This is a genomic window from Brenneria rubrifaciens (genome assembly GCF_005484945.1).
GTDB classification, from domain to species: Bacteria; Pseudomonadota; Gammaproteobacteria; order Enterobacterales; family Enterobacteriaceae; genus Brenneria; species Brenneria rubrifaciens.
Genome location: NZ_CP034035.1, coordinates 698894 through 720311 on the forward strand (window position 1 = coordinate 698894; position 21418 = coordinate 720311).

14 protein-coding genes are annotated in these 21418 nt (G+C 56.0%); 11 read left to right on the plus strand and 3 right to left on the minus strand.

What is annotated here, in order from left to right:
* Positions 1-629: 629 nt before the first annotated feature.
* The 10 genes from EH207_RS03300 to EH207_RS03345 all read left to right on the plus strand — a co-directional run bounded on the left by EH207_RS03300 (position 630) and on the right by EH207_RS03345 (position 12565).
* Entirely contained in the window at positions 630-1535 is a 906-nt protein-coding gene (locus EH207_RS03300; RefSeq protein ID WP_137712722.1) for a LysR family transcriptional regulator, read from the plus strand.
* Positions 1536-1770: 235 nt separating this feature from the next.
* On the plus strand, positions 1771-2766 hold the full coding sequence (locus EH207_RS03305) for an enoyl-CoA hydratase/isomerase family protein (RefSeq protein WP_137712723.1): 996 nt from the start codon (positions 1771-1773) through the stop codon (positions 2764-2766).
* Positions 2767-2957: 191 nt separating this feature from the next.
* Positions 2958-3797: a beta-keto acid cleavage family enzyme gene (locus EH207_RS03310; protein WP_137712724.1), complete on the plus strand. Its 840-nt coding sequence runs from the start codon at positions 2958-2960 to the stop codon at positions 3795-3797.
* A 37-nt stretch (positions 3798-3834) separates the two neighbouring features.
* Positions 3835-5004, plus strand: a complete 1170-nt coding sequence (locus tag EH207_RS03315) for a thiolase family protein (RefSeq protein WP_137712725.1) — start codon at positions 3835-3837, stop codon at positions 5002-5004.
* Positions 5005-5006: 2 nt separating this feature from the next.
* Complete coding sequence (locus tag EH207_RS03320) at positions 5007-5672, plus strand: CoA transferase subunit A (protein ID WP_175413630.1); 666 nt, start codon at positions 5007-5009, stop codon at positions 5670-5672.
* On the plus strand, positions 5669-6313 hold the full coding sequence (locus EH207_RS03325; RefSeq protein WP_137712727.1) for a 3-oxoacid CoA-transferase subunit B: 645 nt from the start codon (positions 5669-5671) through the stop codon (positions 6311-6313). The genes EH207_RS03320 and EH207_RS03325 overlap by 4 nt, the downstream gene beginning before the upstream one ends.
* 26 nt (positions 6314-6339) lie before the next feature.
* Positions 6340-7683: an MFS transporter gene (locus EH207_RS03330; protein ID WP_137712728.1), complete on the plus strand. Its 1344-nt coding sequence runs from the start codon at positions 6340-6342 to the stop codon at positions 7681-7683.
* A 65-nt stretch (positions 7684-7748) separates the two neighbouring features.
* Entirely contained in the window at positions 7749-8927 is a 1179-nt protein-coding gene (locus EH207_RS03335; protein ID WP_137712729.1) for an acetyl-CoA C-acetyltransferase, read from the plus strand.
* Positions 8928-9004: 77 nt separating this feature from the next.
* Positions 9005-10924 (plus strand): FAD-dependent oxidoreductase, encoded by a 1920-nt coding sequence (locus EH207_RS03340; protein WP_137712730.1) that lies wholly within the window; start codon positions 9005-9007, stop codon positions 10922-10924.
* 267 nt (positions 10925-11191) lie between these two features.
* Positions 11192-12565, plus strand: coding sequence for a carbohydrate porin (locus tag EH207_RS03345; RefSeq protein WP_246048933.1), 1374 nt, complete (start codon positions 11192-11194; stop codon positions 12563-12565).
* A gap of 117 nt (positions 12566-12682) precedes the next feature.
* On the opposite strand, the gene EH207_RS03350 is transcribed toward EH207_RS03345, so the two are convergent.
* Together EH207_RS03350 and EH207_RS03355 are read right to left on the minus strand one after the other, a co-directional pair.
* Positions 12683-12871 (minus strand): YjfB family protein, encoded by a 189-nt coding sequence (locus EH207_RS03350; RefSeq protein WP_137712731.1) that lies wholly within the window; start codon positions 12869-12871, stop codon positions 12683-12685.
* Between the two features lie 416 nt (positions 12872-13287).
* A complete protein-coding gene (locus tag EH207_RS03355; RefSeq protein WP_217496118.1) occupies positions 13288-19074 on the minus strand; it encodes a PspA/IM30 family protein in 5787 nt (1928 codons plus the stop codon).
* 1180 nt (positions 19075-20254) lie between these two features.
* Here EH207_RS03355 and xopG point away from each other — a divergent pair.
* Positions 20255-20911, plus strand: a complete 657-nt coding sequence (gene xopG / locus EH207_RS03360; RefSeq protein WP_137712733.1) for a XopG/HopH/AvrPtoH family type III secretion system effector — start codon at positions 20255-20257, stop codon at positions 20909-20911.
* A gap of 85 nt (positions 20912-20996) precedes the next feature.
* On the opposite strand, the gene EH207_RS03365 is transcribed toward xopG, so the two are convergent.
* A complete protein-coding gene (locus tag EH207_RS03365) occupies positions 20997-21344 on the minus strand; it encodes a hypothetical protein (RefSeq protein ID WP_137712734.1) in 348 nt (115 codons plus the stop codon).
* Between the last annotated feature and the right edge of the window lie 74 nt (positions 21345-21418).

The following is a 21418-nucleotide window of genomic DNA, read 5'->3' on the forward strand; positions in this document are numbered from 1 at the left end:
TATCTTACTTATTATTAGCTTGTTAATATCTCTTTAATGCAAATATTCATTTTTGAATATAAACTTTCCCCTCAGGCAAGAGGTAAATTTACCTTTTTTTACAGAAAAATATTGTGTTATGATTAGAAAAAGGTTTTTATATACATTCCACAATGTGGAACTCAAAAATAAGTGAATATCGCCATCATCAGGGAAAATGTGGCGAAGACCCTCTAAACAAGCGGTCTCTTGTTGTCACAGGAAGTAAATATAATTCTAATGCATTGTTTATTAACGCTATCTTCAATTTTTGACTATGGACGCTATTTTGCCGGTTTCTCTTTCTTGTTCACCCGTAAAAGCGATGGCGGTTTGTGGGAACGCCTTCCTTTTATAGCCTGCAAGCTTTAGCGCTTGAGTGGAGTAACGCGATACTTTATATGACGCTTTACTCCCTTTCTTTGCAAACGAGACAGCGGCTGGTCGTCTGTTTTTGACATCCACGCATAAGCCGGACGGCTAACGCTTTGCAGCCTTTTAACCCCCCATGAATATAAACGCTATTTGATAGCTTTCACATTTCATGTGGCGCAATGCCGCTATAGTGTGGGAAAGACATAAGATTCTTTATAAGCATAATGAGCATGATGATGAAAATACGGCTTCTATACGAATTTATTCTGTTATCGGAATTGCTTAATTTCAGCAGGGCGGCACAGAAAATGAATATCACTCAGCCTGTGTTAAGCCGCCATATGAAATATCTTGAAGAACTGTTCGGCGTGGAATTGTTCAGACGTGATACGCACAGCGTGGAACTGACGTCTACCGGAAAATTGCTCTCTGTAGAAGCGCGTAAAATAATCTATCAGTATGAAAGTTCCTTATCCGTGGTTAACGCTTTTACCGGCAAAAGCCGGCGCCGGTTGGCCATTACTTTTCTGGGCGAGGCTATTCAGCATGTCCTGATTAAGTTTTTAACCCAATTTCGGCAGGATAATACCGATATCATTGTGGAATGCCGTGACAGTGAACTGGGTGAAGCACTGCTTTTTCTGGAAGAGCACCAATGCGATTTGGGTTTTTTGATTCGCCCTAATTTTCTGGAGAATAAACAATTTTGTTCCCTGCCGTTTCAAACCGATCCGCTGTGCGTCGCGGTGAACAAGCATCACCCATTGGCCGGACGAGGCCGCGTGTCGCTAAAGGAAGTCAGCGAGTGGCCGATTATCCGCGTCGATCCCCGTGAATTTTTATTATCCGAAGAATACAGTACCCGATTCTTCGATTGTTACAACATTCCGTTTACCCTGGTCAAGGAGTACCCCAATCTTAAGACCTGCTGTTTTAATCTTGAGTTCAGGGACCGGGTAGCATTACTTATGCCGAAGCATCGGGAATATTTACTGGGTAACAACAGTGTATTACTGGAAGTGATTGAAGATGATTACTGGTTTAATCTGGAACTGGTGTGGGATAATAAAAATACCAATCCCTGTATTACCTTATTTCTGAATGCCTTTAAAGTGTTTTTAAAGAGTACCCCCCTGAACTAACTCGTCATTATTTTATCTGCCAGACTGTCGAACACAGTTATTATTGATTTATAACCCATAAACGCTGTTTCAGCAGGGTTATGTTGAAAATGCATAATAGAAAAAATAAAAAGAATTTCTCCCGGTTTTGCCGGGGTGATAGGTTTCTTTTGTCGGAAAAAAAGAAGAAATGCGAATCCTATTTAAGAAAATATCTTTTTCCATAAATTACAGAAAAGAAATAAAGGAGTCACTCATGGTGATTAAAGCCAATTATGAGTCCGATCACGATAAGCGTAAAGAAGTGCCGCATAAGGAATTGGGAACCATCCCCCCTATGCCGTTTGAAGAATATTCAGAAAAGCTCAAACACTGTTTCACCATGAAGCGGAAGAACGGCATTCTCGAAGCCCGGCTTCATACCAACGGCGAGAGTCTGCAATGGGGCGCGCCGGCGCATCAGGCGCTTCACTACTTCTTCGACTGGGCCGGCAGGGACCCGGACAATGAAATTATTATTCTGGGCGGTACGGGCAAGGATTTCATGCGGGGGATTGGCCGGCTTGATGATAAGGGCGATTGGCAGCCTGCCGCCGAGTTTACGTCTGCGCCGGAACAAGCATGGAAAATGTATGAATATCAGTATTACGACGGCACGAACGATATAGAGGGCCAGGTCTTCGATATTGAGGTGCCGACCATCGGCGTATGGAACGGCGCCGCTTTTCACACCGACCTCGTCCTGTTCAGCGATATCACCCTGTGTACCGAAGATGCGTGGACAACGGAGATGCATTTCCGGGTCAATATGGTTCCCGGTGATGGTATCCAGATCGCGTGGCGGGAACTGATGGGCCGCAAGCGCTACGCCTACGCGGAATTGACTGGTGAGATCATCACCGCCCGTAAGGCGCTTGCCCTCGGCATGGTCAACGAAATTTGCCCCGATACGGAATCCTGTTACGACCGGGCGTGGGAGATCGCCGAACTTATCATGCGCACCGGCACGCGCGTCACCCGCCGCATCACCACTCAGCAACTGCGCAAAGCCTGGAAGGAAGATATCGCCAACGAACTCCGCAACGCCTTCGCCGCCGAAATGTTCGTGACCGCCACCGAGCACTCTCCCCACGAGGCCAACTACTGGAACCGGGCATGTGAAGAGGCTGAGCTGGTCAAGGCGGCGGAGAAAAAAGGCAAAGTGATACGCCCGCGGATCGGCGGCGGCCAGGAAGAGGACGAAATAAAGTAACCGGCCTGCCGATCTCAACTGATTCAGTGTAAGCGGTTTTGGTTAGCGGTGACGGTTCGAACGGTCACCGAACCTGATGATAAAACGGTTCATCGCCAGCGGCCGCGCGCTGCTCGGCATGGTGAGTGATATCGGGTAATACATTGATTCAAATAAAAATCAAAAAAATAAACTGTGAGTGGGGTAAGTCCATGAGCACAGGCAACGACGTCATTATTTCCGCCGCCCTGACCGGTGCGGTTACACCGAAAGAGATCAATGAAAATATTCCGCTGACGCCCGAGGAAATTGCCGCGGACGCTTATCGCTGCTGGCAACAGGGCGCGGCCATCGTGCATCTCCACATGCGCGACGATCGGGGTATGGGCACGATGGACTGCGACAAGTTTGCCCAAACCATCCGCCTGCTGCGCGACTACCGCGACTGCGATGTGATTATCAACTGTACGACGTCCGGCGATCACCGGGCCAGCGACGCGCAACGCATGGAACCTGTTTCCCGGCTGGAAGGGATTGAAATGGCCTCCTGGGATGCCGGCTCGTTTAACTGGATGCCCGGCGGCGTGTTCGTCAATTCCCCGCAGTTTCTCGGCAAATTGGGTGAGATCCTCACTGAGCGGGCGATTAAGCCGGAAGTGGAGATCTTCGATAGCGGCATGCTGGGCGTTGCCGGCTATTTTGTCGAGCAGGGCAAACTGCCGTCCCCATTGCATTATCAATTCTGTCTCGGCGTGCCGGGGGGAATGTCCGCCACGGTGGAGAATCTGAACTATCTGGTTTCGCATCTTCCTGCCGACGCCACCTGGTCGGCCTTTGGCGTCGGCAAGCATCATCTGCCGATACTGTTCGCTGCCCTGGCGCTGGGCGGACACGTGCGGGTGGGCCTGGAAGACAATGTCTATTTCAGCAAAGGCGTGAAAGCCACCAATCCGCAACTGGTGCAACGCGCGGCGCAGGCCGTCCGGCTGGCGGGTAAACAGGTGGCCACCCCTGCCGGCGCCAGGAAAATACTGGGACTCCGTCCGCTGTAATTGTCCCCTCTCTAAGCGGTCACATCGGGAAACGATTATGAAAGAAGCAGTCATTGTGTCGGCGGCTCGCACGCCGATCGGCAAGTGTCGCGGTACGCTGGCGCCGGTGCCGGCGCATGTGCTGGGCGCGCTGTCGGTGAAAGAAGCGGTGCGCCGGGCCGGGATCGCCCCTGAAAGCATCGATGACGTTATCTTTGCCAATTTAATGAACAATGAAATCAACAACATGGGGCGGATGGTGGCGCTGGAAGCAGGGCTGCCCGTCTCGGTGCCGGGCATTACGCTCGATCGTCAGTGCGCCGCCTCGCTTAACGCGCTGGCCTATGGCGCGATCCAGATTATGGCGGGGTTTGCCGAAACCGTGGTGGTTGGCGGCGTGGAAAGCGATTCCAGGCGCACCTGGTCGCTGGAGAAAACGGAAACGGCATACTCAGTACAGCCGCCGCGTTTTGTTGATATCCATACCTCGCCGGATCGACTGGGCAACCCTTCCATGGGGATAACCGCCGAAAACATTGCCCGGCATTATGGGCTGCGCCGCGGAGCGCTGGATGAATTTTCGCTGCGCAGCCATCGGTTGGCGGCCGCGGCCTGGCGTGAGGGGCGTTTTGACGAGCAGGTGGTGCCGGTTTCGCTGCCGGATCGCCGGGGACAGGCGATCGAGGTCCGGCAGGATGAGTCGGTGCGTCCCGACTGCTCGCTGGAGGCGCTTTCCTCTTTGCGTCCCTGTTTCCGCGACGACGGGATCGTCACTGCGGGCAATAGCTCGCCGATGAGCGACGGCGCGGGCGCGTTGGTCGTCATGGAGCGTTCGCTGGCCAAAGCGCAGGGACTGGCGGTGCTGGCGGTATTTCGCGGTTATGCCGCCGTCGGCGTGGACCCCCATTTCATGGGACTGGGGCCGGTGCCCGCCACGGCCAAATTACTGCAACAGACCGGGTTGACGGTGAATGACATTGACCTGTGGGAGCTGAATGAAGCTTTCGCCGCCCAGTCGCTGGCCTGTATTCGGGATATCGGTATGGAACCGGATCGCGTTAATCCGAACGGCGGCGCCATCGCGCTGGGACATCCCCTGGCCGGTAGCGGCGCGATTCTGGCCACTAAAACGGTTTATGACATGCAACGCCGTCATCTGAACAACGCCGTCGTTACCTTTTGCGTCGGCGGCGGTCAGGGGGTTGCGGTCCTGCTGACGAGGGAATGATGATGTCGGGAAAATTCACCTCAACAGATGAAATCATCCGGTTGTTTCAGGATGGGCAAACGCTGATGTGCGGCGGTTTTGCCAACCACGGCGTACCTAATCGCCTGATTCAATGCGTGATCGACAGCGGCGCGCGGCACTTTACCCTGATCGCCAACGATAGCGGCGACGCGGATCTCACCGTCGGCCGTCTGATCCATCACGGTCTGGTGGACAAGCTGATCGCCTCGCATATCGGGCGCAATACCGAAACGGTGGCGCTGGTCGCCGCCGGAAAGATTGAACTGGAACTGGTGCCGCAGGGCAGCCTGGCCGAACGCATGCGCTGCGGCGGCTCCGGGCTGGGCGGCGTGCTGACCAAAACCGGCATCGGCACCGTGGTGGAAGAGGGCAAGCAGTCCGTCATGGTCGATGGCGAGCGCTATCTTCTGGAAACGGCGTTGCAGGCGGAGATTGGTCTGGTGCGCGCCCGTACCGCCGATGCGCTGGGGAATCTGACCTATCGCGGCACAATGCGCAATTTCAATCCGCTGGTGGCTAAAGCATCCCGTTTGACGCTGGTGGATGCCGATATGCTGGTGGAGATTGATGAGCTTGGCGTGGATCGCATCGTCACGCCCGGCGTGTATGTGGACAAGATCCTGACGATGCGGGGAGAACGGCAATGAATGCGCGTGACAGAATCGCCCGCCGCGCCGCGGGATACTTTTCAGCAGGCGACGTGGTCAACCTGGGGATCGGCATTCCCAGTCTGTGCAGCGACTACGCGCCGTCCGGCGTGATGTTCCATACCGAAAACGGTCTGGTGGGCATGGGACCGCTGGTATCCGGGATGTTGGCGGTGGAGGGGTTTTCCAACGCCACCGCCATGCGTTTTACGCCGGTGCCCGGCGCCAGCGCGTTTGACAGCGCCGAATCCTTTGCTTTGGTGCGCGCCGGCAAACTGGCCGCGTCGGTGCTGGGGGCGTTGCAGGTGGCGGAAAACGGCGATCTCGCTAACTGGGCGCAGCCTGGCCGTGTGTTCGGCATGGGCGGCGCGATGGATTTGGTTAACGGCGCCCGGAAAGTGATTATCACCATGGAGCTGTGTACCCGGGATGGAAAACCCAAAATCGTCAATGCATGCAGTTATCCGCTGACCGGCAAAGGTTGTGTGGACCATATCGTCACCGAACAGTGTGTGATCGACGTGACGCGCGACGGGCTGATGCTGGTCGAAGTACTGGACGGGTTGACGCCGGAGGATATTCAACGACAGGTCGAACCCCGGCTGATCGTCGCCGAACAGTTGGTCACCATGCAGGCCTAGTACCGGCGCCGCGGGAGCAATATCTTATGACTGGGCAAGAAAATAATATGGCGCTCAATAAGACCACAAATCGTTCTATCCAGGGGGCGGTGGATCTCGCCGTCGGCGGCGGCAACGGTTTCGGCGTACGCGGCTGGACTATCATCGTCTTTCAGGCGGTGATGTTCTGGATCGCCGCCGGCGCGGTGACCCACGGCCTGAACGTGATGTTGCCCGCGCTGTCGCAGACCTACGCTCTGGACTACAGCGCGCTGCTGGCGTTGGCGACGCCGGCTTCCTGGGCTTCTATTCCCGCAGGCCCGGCGTGCGCCTGGCTGTGCGAGAAGCGAGGCGCCAGATTCAACATCGTATTCTGTCTGGTGGCCTGCGGATTGTGTTTCGGTCTGCTGGGATACTGCGGCTCGCTGCTCGGGTTTACCCTGCTGTTCGCCGGCGTGTGTTTCTTCGGCACCGGCTTTGCCTACGTGGGCGGCACGTCCATCATGGCCAGTTGGTTTGTTCGCAAGGCGGGGCTGGCGTTGGGGTGGTGCACGGTGGGACAGACGTTTTCCAGCGCGTTTTTCGTCCCCACGCTGGCGGCGTTGTTCGTCTGGCTGGGGGTCCGGCATGGCTTCTGGGGCATTTCGGTCATGATGTTCATCATGGCCGTGCTGGTGCGGCTGTTTGTCGCCAATAAACCCGAGGATGTCGGCCTGGCCCCGGATAACGCGCGGCTTTCCGTCACTGAACCGGGCGAGCGGACGCATGACGACGATGCGGGACCGCTTGACGTCAGGCAATTGCTGCGCATGCGGGATGTCTGGTTCATGGGGATCGCCACCGGCGCGATTTACATCATGCTGGTGGGGGTGGTCAGCCAGATCGTTCCCCGGTTGATGGAAATGGGTTATGAGCTGAAGACCGCCATCTTCTATATGACCTTGTCGGCGCTGTTCGGCACGCTGGGGGCGTATGGCTGGGGCTGGCTCAATCACCGGATCGGGGTCAAGCGGGCGCTGCTGGTTTACACCCTCTGGTGGATGGCGGCCGTGGCGATCAATCTGTTCGCCCATCAGCGCGCCATGCTGTGGATCTCGCTGCTGATGATCGGCTTTAGTCTGCCGGGCGCCACCAATTTAAGCACCGCGCTGATTGCCTCTAAATTTCCCCGGCGTCTCTATGTTCGCGCCATCGGCATTGTGCATCCGATTCAATCCGTGGTGCGCTGCTTTTCCTTTTCCATTCTGGCTTTCGGCCTGGCGTATCTGGGCGGCTACACCGGCGCTTATCTGCTGTTGATCGGCGTCGGGGTGGTCGCGCTGGCGCTGATCTGGTTGATCGACGTAACGCCGGTCAACGTGGGCGCGATGGTTCCCGGCGATCGAAAATAAAACGCCTGACGGTGGGCGGCGGGCCGGGGTAGGCAAGGTGTTAATTTCAACGATGAGAGGCAGGTATGACATCACTTGTTATTGCCAGTGCGGTACGTACGGCGATTGGCAAATTCGGCGGCAGCCTGAGCACCTTTAGCGCGCCACAACTGGGCGCGCTGGTGATGGAGGCGGCGGTGCGCCGGGCGGGGCTGGAACCTTCGATGATCGGCGAGGTGATTTTTGGCAACGTGCTTCAGGCCGGGCTGGGGCAGAATCCCGCTCGCCAGGCGCTGCTGCACGCCGGGCTGCCGGACGCCACGCCGGCTACCAGCCTCAATATGGTCTGCGGCTCCGGCCTGCAAAGCGTGATTTTCGCGGCGCAAAGCATTATCGCCGGTAATGCGGATGTGGTGCTGGCAGGCGGTATGGAAAATATGTCGGCGGCGCCCTATCTGCTTAAGCAGGCGCGCTGGGGATACCGGATGGGGGATCAGACGGCGACGGACAGCATGGTCAATGACGGACTGTTCTGCGCCATCAACCGTTATCACATGGGCGTCACCGCGGAAAATGTCGCGCAGCGCTGGCATATCAGCCGCCGGGAGCAGGATGAAGTGGCGTTGCTTTCCCAGCAACGAGCGGCGGCGGCGATTGAGCGCGGCCTATTCCGGCGGGAGATCATTCCGGTCACGCTGAAAAGCAAACAGGGCGACAGGGTGTTTGACGTGGATGAACACCTGCGGGCGGATACCTCGGCGGCGAGTCTGGCAAAACTGTCACCGGCTTTTGATCCCGCAGGCTCGGTGACGGCAGGCAATGCATCAGGCATTAACGACGGCGCGGCGGCGCTGGTGGTGATGCGCGAGGCATGGGCGAAACGGCAGGGGATTAAACCGCTGGCGCGCATCCGCGGCTATGCCGCCACCGGCGTCGATCCCGCTGTGATGGGCATCGGCCCGGTATCGGCGACCCGGCAGGCATTAAGCCGGGCAGGATTAACGGTGGAGGATCTCGATCTGGTTGAAGCTAATGAGGCCTTCGCCGCCCAGTTTGTCGCCGTCAGCCGCGAACTGAAACTGGATAGGGATAAAACCAACGTCAACGGCGGCGCCATCGCCCTGGGGCATCCGATTGGCGCGTCCGGCGCGCGGATTCTGGTGACGCTGTTACATGCGCTGGCCGAGCGGGATAAAACACTGGGGCTGGCGACGCTCTGCGTCGGCGGCGGCCAGGGCGTGGCGGCGATCGTCGAGCGCGTTTAGCCGTATCGGAGGATGCGTGGGAAAAGGTCACCCTACAGACGCGAACATAATGAAAATATCTCTATAAAGGTGAAATCATGATAACGAAAAAGAGAGGGCGCACCGATAAATGGCGGCTTGCCATGATGTTGCTGGCCTGCGGCATGATCGGTTCGGTTCAGGCCGCGATTACCGCCGGTCAGTACAGCGCGACGGAAAAAGGCAACGAGGGGATGGTCAGCGTGACGGTCACCGTCGACGCGGGCGGGGTCATCAAGGATATCGCGGTGGATGCCAGCCAGGAAACGCCGGAACTGGGCGGCGAGGCAGGCCCGGCGGTGGGCAAGGCGATTGCCGAGCATCAAAGCCTGGGCGTGGACGGCGTGACCGGCGCGACGATGACCAGCAACGCGGTAAAAAAAGCCGTTGCTAGCGCGCTGAGCCAGGCGGGGGCGGATCTGGCGCGCTATCAGGGCAAGGTCGTCAGGCAAGGGCAGGATGAAGAAACCCGCGTCGATATCGTCGTCATGGGCGGCGGCGTCTCCGGTACTGCCGCTGCGCTGGCGGCGGCGGAAAAAGGCGCCAGCGTGCTGGTGATAGAGAAGATGCCTGTGCTGGGGGGAGCGGGCCGGATGGCCAGCGGCTTTACCGCGGTGGAGTCGTCGTTGCAGAAAGCGAAAGGCATGAAGTATACCGCCGCCGAGCTGACGCAACGGCTGCTGGAATATAACCAGTATCTGTCCAACGGGCCGTTGACGAAACGGATCGTCGACAAATCGGCATCCACCGTCGACTGGATGATCAAGCATGGCGTGGCGCTGGAAATCATGGAAACCACGCGTGACGCCAAGAAAAGTTCCGTACAGCAGGCGCACCTTGACGATCCGATCAAATCGGATGTGTACCACCGTATCAAAAACGGGGGGGAGGCGGCTTACAAAACGCTGTATGCGGCATTCGATAAGCTGGGCGGAAAAGTGATGACCAAAACCGTCGGCAAATCGCTGATCCAGGATGAAAACGGAAAAGTGATAGGGCTGATCGCGGAAAAAGAGGACGGCGGTCAATTAACCGTGCACGCCAAAGCGGTCATTCTGGCCAGCGGCGGTTTTGGGGCGAACAAGAAGATGATGGATGAAGTGATGCTGACGTCGAACATTTTCCCGCTGGCATGGCCCAACATGGGTGAAGGGCTACAAATGGCCTGGGCTGCCGGCGGCGCGAAATGGGATATGCAGTCCGCATTGATTCACGCCGCCCAACTGGTAGGGATCGAGCCTTCGGAGGCGGCGCATCATGGCGGCGGCGATGAGGCGAAAGGCGACAGCCCGCTAATCTGGTTGTTGAAATCGCCGCTGCTGTGGGTGGATGTCGTCGGCGAGCGTTTTGCCGACGAAGGCCATATCTACGATACCGCGTTCTGGGCCAACGTCGCCTATTCCGTCGGCGGGCATTATTACATCATCGTCGATACGCCCACGCTGAAATCGTTTACCGCCAACGCCATGCCGTTCCCGCTGTCGGGCGCTGGCCCGGCCAATCCCCCCAAACCTGGCGACTTTGTCGCGCTGGCGGATGCGGGCACCAAAGGCGGAAAGAGCGATACCCTATTCAAAGGCAAGGACATTGCCGAACTGGCGTCGCAGATGGGGATCGCGCCTGAGCGTTTAAAAGCCACCGTTGATCGTTATAACGGCCATGTGAAGACCAAACAGGATAAGGATTTCGGCAAGAAGAAAGCATATCTGGCATACGGCGTTGAAAAAGGGCCGTTCTATGCATTTAAAGCAGTCGTGGTCAGCCTGAGCTCGCTGGGCGGCGTGCGGGTGAACGCCGACTTGCAGGTCACCAACGCGGATCTTAAACCCATCGACGGTTTGTATGCAGTCGGAAACAATGCGGCCGGTTTTTATAGCGTACCGGGTTATCCGCCCTATCAGGGATTGGCGAATGGCTTTGCGCTGAACTCCGGCCGGATCGCCGGTGAACACGCGGCGCAATATATTCTGAAAAAATAATAAATCGCTGTTGATAATAAACCCTGCGGCATCGGAAGCGTGTGCCGCATTCATGAAAACCAGAGGCGGAAACAACGCGGTAAAAATAATAAAGCTGACCACCAGCGGAATAATTACCGCCGCGCCGTCATTAAAGTTTATTTATGACTGAAAAGAGTGTGAGTAAAACCTTATTCAACGCCCGTTGAAGGGCGAGCGCTCGCTCTGTCGTTTTTTGTCATTCAATGACAGCGGTAACCGTCTCATTGCTTTTGATGGGATAAAACAATGAAAATTACACATCATCATCGGTGGGCGAGCATGCTGTCCGCGGGCGTTGTCATGTCCGGCATGGTGCTGGCGAACGGCGCGGCGGCGGCCGATGCGCCAGCGTCGGGGCGCCCGCTGTCCGAGGCAGGGGCATGGCTGGCGGAGCATGGCGTCACCCCGCACCTGTTCGCCACCCAGCATTGGCTGGGCAACCCCAGCGCCGGGACCAACACCGACCAACATGAAACGCTGACGATGTTTTTCGCCGGCGCGGATTTCGATCTGGATCGCATGGGGTTGATCCCCGGCGCAAGCATCCACTTCATGCAACTGTGGGTGCCCTTCACCCATAATCTGGATTATGGCAATCAGGCGGGCGGGATGCTGGCCGGCGACCCGCCGCCCTATATCCCCAAGACGGCGCACCTGCTGCGATTCACCTACGAGCAGAAGCTGTTTGACGACAAGCTGTCGATCGAGGTCGGCAAAAGCAACCCCGGCGCGTTCTTCGGCTTCACCAACTGCAATGTGCAGTCGTCCTGCGTAAACACCGTGCTGAACAAAACGGCGGTGTTCGCCCCGGCGCCCTATGCGGGTTGGGGCGCACGCGTCGGTTACCGTTTCACGCCGGTGCTGGAGTCCAACATTGGCGTCTGGCGCACCTATCAGGCGTTTCCGTTTACCAACGGCTGGGAACGGTGGGACGATGACTTTGAGAGCGGCAACACCTTGCTGGTCGCCAATGTCGCACAGCGCGTCAACTGGCAACAGGCGCTCTATCCCCTCAATTGGGAGGTGCTGGCGTTTCATAACTACCTGGAATATGACGACGTCTATTACACGGTGAACGGCACCTCCAAGGTGTACGACAGCGCCGCCGCGGTGCGCACCCACGAGGGCGTTTCCGGCATCTATCTCACCGCCAAGAAAGCGCTGTGGCGACGCGACGGCGGCGCCGATCCCCGAAACCCTGCGCCCAGCGCCATCAGTTTGCACGGCAGCGTGACGCAGACCCTGCAATCAGATGCCTACACCGGCATTTCCACGCTGGCCGATGTCGGGCTGATCTGGTCCGGTCCGTGGCAAAGCCGTCCTCACGACAGCTACGGCCTGACTTTCCGCTGGGGCAAGATGACCGGCGATGAGCAACGCTACCTGCAAGATATGTTCGACTCGCTGGGCGGGACGGGGTGGCAAGTGCCGCGCAACGAGTATCAGCTAAGCATCGACGCCTCCATCATGCTGACGCCGGAGGTCAATTTGCAGATGACCGGCGCCCGCACCTGGAATAACAGCAACTGGCAGTATCCTTACGCCAGCGTCAAGTCTGAGAATGGCTATACGTTCTGGCTGCAATTAAACGTCATGCTGGATAAATTGCTTGGGTTGTGACGGCAATGTGCAGAAGAAGCGGTTTCATGGCGTTGGATAAGGGCAAGAGACGCGGGGAAAACGTGTTTATATCGATGTAAACGAAATCCCGCCCGAAATCTTCGCGGGCGGGGTGTTTCATGCGGTGGTGTTGATGTTGCGCCCGATAGCGGGGTTGGCTGGCAGCGGCGGCAGCGCCTGAAGAAGACTGGTGGCCACAGCAGCCTGATTGTCGAGCGTTTTTTTTAGCACAAGGGTGCCGACCTCATTGTGCGTTTGCATATCACTGAGGCTGGTGGCGAGTGATGCAATCTGTGAAACATCCATTGTACTCTCCCAACGGTGGATGATGTAACGGATTAGTATCTTGAATAGAAAGATGAACTTCTCTATTTATCAAGCTGCATGTTACCGACAAGGGTTTTTTATCCGCTATGGTTTCAGTATCGGCCTCGATTCTCCAAACTTTACGTTAATTCACCGTTATTTGATGGTAACGTCCAGGTAAAATTGCCCATCGTCATGCTGCTCAATCTATAGGCCCGTTTTGGCTCCCTTGGTGCTAACCCCACCTCTCTTCAGTATGAAAGGAGAGAGACGGCGCAGAGCGGAAACGTACGGGAGCTGGCTTTCCCTACATCTATAACGTAGCGAACGGCAACAACGAAGTCTGACGAAGTTCGCCAGTGCCTACGTCGGTCAACTGCAGATGCCTGACGGCATGCCTATATTATAGGTGCCTCCTAATGTTTTTCGAACAGATTCTGGGTGGCGTCATGAACTGCGTCGCTGAAGCATACATCGCCCACGACCGAAGCTTTGCTGGCCTCATTCAACTCCTCGACGAGCGTTTGCATTGCCTGCTTTTCGCCGATCAAACCGTTGCGCAGACGTTGAAAGACCGCGTCGATGTGATGGAGCTGCTGGTTACTTTCATCACTATGCCCGGCGCTGTGTTTCATATTTTCCAACAGCCCGTCCCGGCGGGTGTTCAGTTCATCCACGCGTTGAAATATGTTGCCCAGCTCGCGTTCGGTTTCCTCACAGGCTTCCGCCCCTTTGCTAGCCAGTAGCATCATCGCCTGGCCGAGAGAACGTCGGCGTTGTTCGATCGTATCCAGGGAATTGAGGTGATCCCGTGCCAGGTTACCCCCCTGTTGCTTTGATAATTCATGCAATTTCTTTTCGGTTTGGCGCACTGATTCAGCCGCTTTGTCCACCATTCCCCGGATTTCCCTAAAGGTCGTCAGGGCTCTCTGCACCGACCACGGAGCATCTTCATTGTCGACATAGTTGATCTCCGGTACCGTCGGGATTTTGCTCATCACGATATCGGCTTGTGCAGACGCCCGTACATAAGAGTTCTGGAACGTAGACATCGCGTTCGTCTCATGTGCGCGCAGCGATTGCATGCGCTGGACTTTATCTTTCAACATGAGTGATTGGTTCTGGCTGAGTTCCAACTCTCTGGCCTGCTTCAGCGTTTCTATAGGCGGCAATGGCCGGGTGGATGGCGCTGCTTCGGCGCTGCTCGGCTGTCCAAACGCCTGGATGCCGGCGTGCTCCGCCGTTTCTTTACGCGGCGATGGCGGACCGTATGGCACTTCTCCGGCGCTGGTCCGCTGACCAAGCGCCTGAATGCCGGCCTGCTGTAGCGTGCGTAGCGGCATTTGCAGAGCCCTGTTCGCGGCCTCCAGCACTTCGACGCCTTGTAAGTCGTCATACAGCCCGTAGCGGAACTGAACCTCTGCTTCAAACATCTGGTGAGAGGTGGCGCCAGTGGACGTAAGATTCAGCAGCGGCAGTCCCAAACGGGTGGTCACCGGGTTTTCGTCGGTATTGTGAACCGCAATCGCCGCCAGCCGGTACAGGTCAGGCGTGGTACGGATTTTATCAAGCACAGTGCGCCAATCCAGACTGTTTTGCGGTTCAGGCAATCCAAACGAGCGAGCCGCGGCCTGATGTTCTCTGGCCATCAATGCATCGTTGATCGCGAATCTCGCCTGTGGCCGCATCTCAAAGACATAACGCACCTGATTGACTTTGGGAAGGTGCTGGAAATTTCGCATCACTTGATCGAGGCCGGGCACTTTTCGGCGTAGATCGGCGAGGTCGTTCAGTTTGCGGCCAAGTCCCAGATGACCGATCGCATGGAACACCACGGTTTCCAGCGATTCACGTCCGAACAAGTTGAACTCCACGCGCGCGCCGGGGATGACTCTGGCGCGATGTTGCGCAGCGCTCTGTTCCTGCTGACGCAACTGATGCAGCATTTCTACCGAGGACGAACGGTCGATTTCAGAACTGGCCTGCCAAACGCTGGCCCCTGCGGAGCGCATCTCCCTGGCGGCAAGGAAACGCTGATGCCTTAATGTCGAGCCCTCCATGGCGCCGCCGGCTTCTATCGCGCGGGCCACCGGACTCTGGATGCGATCGAGCAGCCGTGTGATCGTCGAAATACGGTCGGTAGGCGTGGAGGGATAATCCAGTGCGCCGAACTCTTCAATATGATGAGGGAACACGTGGGCCAGTTGCTTATGCATCTGATCCCACTCCTGGGTGGTGATCGGCTTGGCGGCCAGCGTATCGAAGGTCCGTTTGTAGCTGGCTGTCGACAGGAAAGGCCCGCGGTGCGTGTCGTCCACCGCGGCGTCGGTCGGCAACTGCACGTCGCTGGAAGCTACGCGAATGCCAGCCAGTTGCAGGTTGCCGCTGTTGGTGGCGCTGTTGATCAGCCGTGCGGGTCTATCGCCGAGCGACGAAGACAAGGCGCCCCCTATGTTCAGACCGGAATTAAACTCGAGGTTAAAGTCGGTGCGCCCCTGGAATTCCAGACCAATGGCTTCTTGCCAGGCATGATCCAGATGCAACTCCATTTGCCCCCAGTGGGCGCCAGCCTGAAACGTCCCGTTCGCGCTTGCTAAACCCGATGCGTTGTTGCGCCGATTGCTGGCGCTGGGCGCTTCAGCATTGGCGGAATTGGCCGATGGCTGCTGCGAGCCATAGCGCTGACCGATGTTGAACGGCGAGACGTTTACACTCAACCCCATCGACGCGTTCAGGTTAGTTTCGAACAGATCCAGCCCAATGGAACCGCCGTTCACGCCGGCACGAAGAAGCTGAGTGGTGTCTGGGGCGTGAACATCAAATAACAGGCGCACGAAATCGGGGATGGTGGATGGCGAAATGATCACCGCCGCGCCCTGGCCGTGTTGGTAGGCGCCAGATAGCGAGGCATTGCCTGACCCCCCCCAGCTCGCTATCATGGAACGGCCTGGGCGTTCGTTGTAGCTATGCGTGCCGGTGCCGGAACCCGGTTTGAAGTCGATTCCCACCCCGGTGGATGTAGTCGAACTCGCTTTTGCATGGCGGACAAAAAATGCCACCAGCCCCGCGTCGGCGTCCTTGCCGTCGCCGATTCGTTCCACGCCGAGCACGTGTAGCGCCTCGCCGGTAATGCCGACGCTTATTGCGTTGAGGTGCGTCCACGCGGATGAACCGAGTGAGCCGCGCAGTTCGAGCCCGCGGGTCTGCGTAGAGAAAAAGGTGCTGCGGTTGAAGAGGTCGAACAGCAATTCAGACATGCGTGAGGCCATCTGGTCTGGCACCGCGTCCTGCGGCAATTCCATGTTCTTGAGTAACTGTGTCCGGCGCGCGGAGCCGGGTAACGTTATCTGTTCGCGGAAGGTCGACACGACATCGTCGAAGGCCTTTAATTGGGTCCAGGAGGACAACCCTAACTTACTCAACGCCGAGAGTCTCGATCCTTGCTGGGACTGATCAACTTGATCCAACGTCTCGCTGCCCGTGGTGCGCAACAACGCATCGTACTCGACCAATCCGGCGACCAACCCCGCCGTCCGCAGGCCATGCGGCGCGCCCGCGTTGGCATTGCCGGCATGTCCGTCATCGGCGGGCAGACGTATGCCCGCACGCTTCATTTTTTCGCTGACCTCGGACAAAACACTCAGCAATTCGGCTTCGCGGGCGCCAAGACGCTCAGGATGGAGGGTTGCGGCACTGCTCAAGGCTTGCAGACTGCGACTCATTTCGGGCAGTACGTCTTCCGTTTTGGACAGGCCGATGTTTGTGAGCGTTTTTTCCATGTTCGAACGCTGACGTCGCCACTGCTCAGCCAGATGGAAAGTGGGCGTAGAGGTGGTAGAGGTGGGTTCATCCAGCTTATCGCCAAACCCCAGATCCCCCATAATTGCGCCTTCATGGAAGCCAATCTTACGCAGGTCGCGTAGCATCGCTTCCAACTTCGTCTCACGCAGCGTCAGTAAGCGGTCTCCTTGTTCCCGTGACAACTCGAACCTTTCGTAATCGCCAGGCCCGACCGTTGAGGCGATACGGACTTCGGCCAGCGTCGGCAGCGCCTGAAAAAGTGCCTTGGCCATGCCGTATGTCTGCTTGGCCTCATCATGGAAATTGGAAAGACGCTTTTCCTGCGCTGTTGGCGGCAGCGGGACGCCAAGCTTTCTTGCCACCGTCGATAGGGTTTCCACGGCGACTTTGCCTAAAATCTCCCGTGCCAGCGCGCCTGCCTGAGCACGCGTCGTGGTGGCGACGGCCCGTATGTTTGAGGTCGGCGTTAAAGGATCATTCGCTGTCGTACCCAGCAATGTTGTGGACACCAGGGCGTCATGATGTGGCGTACTGATACGACTGGCCTGTTGCCGGTTGATTTGAGCATCGGTCCCGAAGAGAAAGTCTGCCGATGCCGGTTCGCCGTTCGTCGGCTCAGGCGCCACGCGTGCCGGTAAACGGTGACCATCGGATGCGGTCATTGACGGCAGCAACGTATGCCAGTCGTTTCCCAGCCGTAACTGAATCTGACCGGTTCGGGTGGCGTGCAAATCCGTGGGCTGAGCGCCGCTGGGCAATACGATGGGCACCGGTTCCCAGGTCTCCTCTTTGTTCAGGCGCTTTAATTGAGGTGGTTGGTTATTGGGCTGATGCAGTACATGCAGCCGGTCATCCAGCCCGATCGCTATCGCCAGCGGACGCGCCAATTGAGGCAGTTTGATCGGTTCTCCGTTCGCGCCTGTCTTAATCAATTGTCCCGTTTCAGTCAATGCGACGCTTTGGCGATTACTGTGCACAGCCAGCGTCTTGACAGGCTCATCGAAGTGCGCGATCGGCTGGGTGCGTACCTCAACCGTATCCGGCACGATCGCGAGCGGTCCCCCCGGCGGGTGACGCGGCGCGTCAGCGTCCGCTGGCAACCATGAGGTGCGGCCTTCCAGTTTCAGTTCGACCAATTGGTGTGAATCGCCCAGGAAGGCGAAAACCGGACGCCGGTCGATGAAACCTGATGGATTGGAATGAAGTTCGGTAACGCCGGTCAACGGCTCGCCCCCCGGAAGCTTTAATCGTTCCCAGGGCTGAGTGGGGTCGGCTTGATAATGCAAAACGCCATTGATGTGTCCGACTTGCGCGTGTCCGTCAAGCGGAATGCGCGATTGCACCGCCATCTCCAAAGGGGTATGCAGACCTTCCGTATGAATCAGCAACAGAGGGCGATCCAGCAGGTACGCGGGCTGGAATCTTCCTGTCTCTTCCGCTCGCTGTAAGCTCATGCGTCGCCCGCCGCGATCCTCCAGCATCAGATGGACGGTGTTGTCCCCGGCCAGCCCCATCGCGGTCACGGCCCAGCCGTCTCTTTGCCCCAGGTCGGCGGGCAGCGTCAGTCGCTGCGCTTCAACCGGTCCGTCACCGCGTAGGTTGGCTTGATAAACGCGTCCTCTATTGTCCAGAATCAGCGCCGCATCGGTGTGCGGCAGCGGGAGCAGATCAACAGGCCGGGCAGGACTTTGTTCGAAGCCCTGGCCGTTGGCCGTCGGTCTCCACAGTTCGACAGGACGTGCGGCGCCGTCGGCAATAATTGCTCCATCATGCAGTACCTGCGCCTTACCGTCTGCATCGACGCGGAGTGTCGCGCCTTTCGGGAGCGGACCGGTTTCCAACGGCACGCCGCTCGTGCCGTTGGCTCGCCAAAGTTGCTCGCCATTATGAAGGTAGACGCCACCATCGGCCTGTCGCCCGATCATGCGCACGAACGCATGGGGATCCGCACTCGGCAACGCCATCGGCGTCCACTGATTTTCCATACCCGCCTTATGCACAACGCCGCTGCGTTCCAGATATGCCTGACCATCGGAAGCTTGCCAGATGCCGGTCAACAGCCCGATCGGCGGCTCGCCAAGCCGGGCGGCTATATGGTCGGCGGTCAGGTTTGTTCCAGCGCCTTGCTCAACGGCCGGATGGATGGTTAATGCCGCCAATAGCATGCCGGGTACAGAGGTAAAAAAGGCTTCGTTGCGCGGTGCATGCGGCTCGGCCGCCACCGCAGCGTAGCGGACGAGTTTACCCCCATGATCGAGACTGGATTCGCTCTGAACCGGCGGACGTCTCGACAGACATGCATTGATGGCGGCAGCCGCATCAGTATTGTTGCGGATACGTATATGCCTTCCGTCACGTGATGGGCGGGTATGTAATTCCATCGCCTGGACGTTTGCGCTCAATGCGCCTCTGCCGCGGGTGCGAGCATTTTCCCCGGCGCGAAATGAAAGAGGGCGTAATTCCAATCCCCGGTCATAGTCCGCGCCAGCCCCAGCGGGCGAGGGTGAAAAAAATTGTGCGGGAGACGGATATTGCGAAGACGTAGACGCTGGCTCGTTTGAATCCAAATGTTGGGGGACGGGCACCGGAGCAATCTCAGTTGAAGAGATTTTGGGCATTGAACACCTCATATTTGAGTAGGGAAAGACTTTAAGCGTCAGCCGCTGGGTATGCGGAAAAATTACATGTCAGATTTGATGGAACAACCGTAACGAGCAGCTTTACTTCGTTTTGCAACATAAATCGTTGTTAGTAGTAATAGTGGTTAATTGGCAGGATTAGTTCCCAGGCTAAGAAATATTATAATGAGCTAACTGATATTTTTAGGTGAATAAACCAAGACGTGAGGCAATAAATAGTCACATTATCAGTCTAATACTCAAAATAAAGAAAAAATCTGAACTATGTCAGCTTTTTGGAACTCAGATTGCCAATTCCCTGACTCAGCGTGGTTTGGCATTATTTCGCTGTTCGCGTGTTTGCGCCAGCCCTAGAGAGACAGCGGCCTAAACGCCAGTTTCTTTTCTTTGACGTTGTAGCGATATATGCTTTAGGGCATTTTGATAAAGGCTAAGATCTGTAGGTTAGACGTAATAGTGGGTGTGAACGCTGTTAATTTATTGCGTCAGTTTTAAAAAATTATGTGTTTGTGAGATGAATAGGTTTCTAGTTCCATCCCAGATGATTTTTTTATCATTGGGTTTATATTTTTTGGCTATCTGTGAATGTTTTTTTATAATTTAAACCGTAAATGAGGCTTCGTTGAATAAATCAGTTTTATGCAACCGCCATTCCTCACTGCCCCTGTTCGATACACGGAACAAGCGTCATTGCTACAAAAGCATGGATAAATTTTAAACATCTTTATCGGGAAAATTTCTCACAGATTTCAACCAATTTTTCGGATTTTCAACCTAACGGTATGACCGCGTTGAATGTCGATATTTTCGCTTCCCTAAATTCGACGATGAGCGTTCAGTGGCGGGTTATTTGCACAGGTGTCGGCGGGTAGATGGAACTGAATTGCGTTTTTCGATACATAATTGCTTATTTGTCATGTGGACATTATGAAGGATCTTTCAAATGATAATCTCAACCCATTATTCCGGTATCTATGTTTCCACTCTGAGCGATGAACCAAGCAGCGCCAGTGCTTATAAAGAACGAGCAGAAGAAGCGCTTGATAGAATTAATTCCGGCCCTTCAGGTGGAAAACTGCTGGCAAAAATTTCCAAACTTAGTAGCAGTAATGACAGAAAGGTGACATTGAGGGAAATTGAGATTAATGCAAAGGCTTATACTAACCCCGTGCTCACCCGTAGCCAGATTGAGGAGTACGACCCTTCCTCCTTTACGGAAAATACCAATATCGCTGGCGAGTTATCGCGAAAAGGCAGGTTATTCAAAGGAACAGGTGTCAGCGCTATTGTTGGCTGGTCGCCGGATAACGCCAGTATTCGGTTAAATCAGAATGGTTCTCCCACCGGTGTGGGAACTGACAGTGATGATAATATCACCGTTTTGGCTCATGAATTGGTTCATGCCAGGCATATGCTAAATGGCAGTTCTTTCGGAGCGGAAGGAGACCGTTATGATCCGAGTAGTCGTGCAGGGAAAGAAGAATTGAGAGCCGTGGGGATTGGGGATTACCGTTATTCGAAAACGGGAAAGCCATCTGAAAACTCTATCCGTGCCGAACAGGGATTACCGTTAAGAATGAAATATAAGGCTCATGAATGAACTGAATGACCCGTAATCTGACGCCATTTTCCTGATACGAAGAAATAAATCGAAACGTATCGGGAAAGGTTTTTACGCCAACTTATTAAATGACATAAACAAAGAGATTTACAAGGCGGCGAAAAAAAGGAAAGGTGGTGCCGGACTCGGGATCATTCAGCTTTCTATTAAGTTGGAAAATGACGATGCAGATGATTGTTGCGGTGGCTGAATTCAAGCAGTCCAGGTTTTCGTTCGCCCCCGGTGGGTCGCAGTTCGATCGGTATTGACAGCTACTTGAGCGCACGCCTTCTGACATCGTGAATTCTTGCGATGCTTCTCGATCCCGGCGGGTCGCAAACGTGGTTTTTTCTGATTCGCGGGGTAGGGAAGGGCAAAGGCCGGATGCCAGTAGCTTACGCGCAGCGTCGCAATTCAAGTTGGCGCGCATCATTCGACAGACCTCGGCGCTATTGTGCTACAACCATACGGGAAGATCGCGCCGGCCCCTTCTTAACCCCTTCTTTA

Excerpts from the sequence above, each read along its gene's own strand:
- EH207_RS03310 (WP_137712724.1), top strand. The coding sequence starts at position 2,958 with ATGAGCACAGGCAACGACGTCATTATTTCCGCCGCCCTGACCGGTGCG.
- EH207_RS03335 (WP_137712729.1), top strand. The coding sequence starts at position 7,749 with ATGACATCACTTGTTATTGCCAGTGCGGTACGTACGGCGATTGGCAAA.
- EH207_RS03305 (WP_137712723.1), top strand. The coding sequence starts at position 1,771 with ATGGTGATTAAAGCCAATTATGAGTCCGATCACGATAAGCGTAAAGAA.
- EH207_RS03320 (WP_175413630.1), top strand. The coding sequence starts at position 5,007 with ATGTCGGGAAAATTCACCTCAACAGATGAAATCATCCGGTTGTTTCAG.
- EH207_RS03345 (WP_246048933.1), top strand. The coding sequence starts at position 11,192 with ATGAAAATTACACATCATCATCGGTGGGCGAGCATGCTGTCCGCGGGC.
- EH207_RS03365 (WP_137712734.1), bottom strand. The coding sequence starts at position 21,344 with ATGATGCGCGCCAACTTGAATTGCGACGCTGCGCGTAAGCTACTGGCA.
- EH207_RS03340 (WP_137712730.1), top strand. The coding sequence starts at position 9,005 with ATGATAACGAAAAAGAGAGGGCGCACCGATAAATGGCGGCTTGCCATG.
- EH207_RS03300 (WP_137712722.1), top strand. The coding sequence starts at position 630 with ATGAAAATACGGCTTCTATACGAATTTATTCTGTTATCGGAATTGCTT.
- EH207_RS03325 (WP_137712727.1), top strand. The coding sequence starts at position 5,669 with ATGAATGCGCGTGACAGAATCGCCCGCCGCGCCGCGGGATACTTTTCA.
- EH207_RS03350 (WP_137712731.1), bottom strand. The coding sequence starts at position 12,871 with ATGGATGTTTCACAGATTGCATCACTCGCCACCAGCCTCAGTGATATG.
- xopG (WP_137712733.1), top strand. The coding sequence starts at position 20,255 with ATGATAATCTCAACCCATTATTCCGGTATCTATGTTTCCACTCTGAGC.
- EH207_RS03315 (WP_137712725.1), top strand. The coding sequence starts at position 3,835 with ATGAAAGAAGCAGTCATTGTGTCGGCGGCTCGCACGCCGATCGGCAAG.
- EH207_RS03330 (WP_137712728.1), top strand. The coding sequence starts at position 6,340 with ATGACTGGGCAAGAAAATAATATGGCGCTCAATAAGACCACAAATCGT.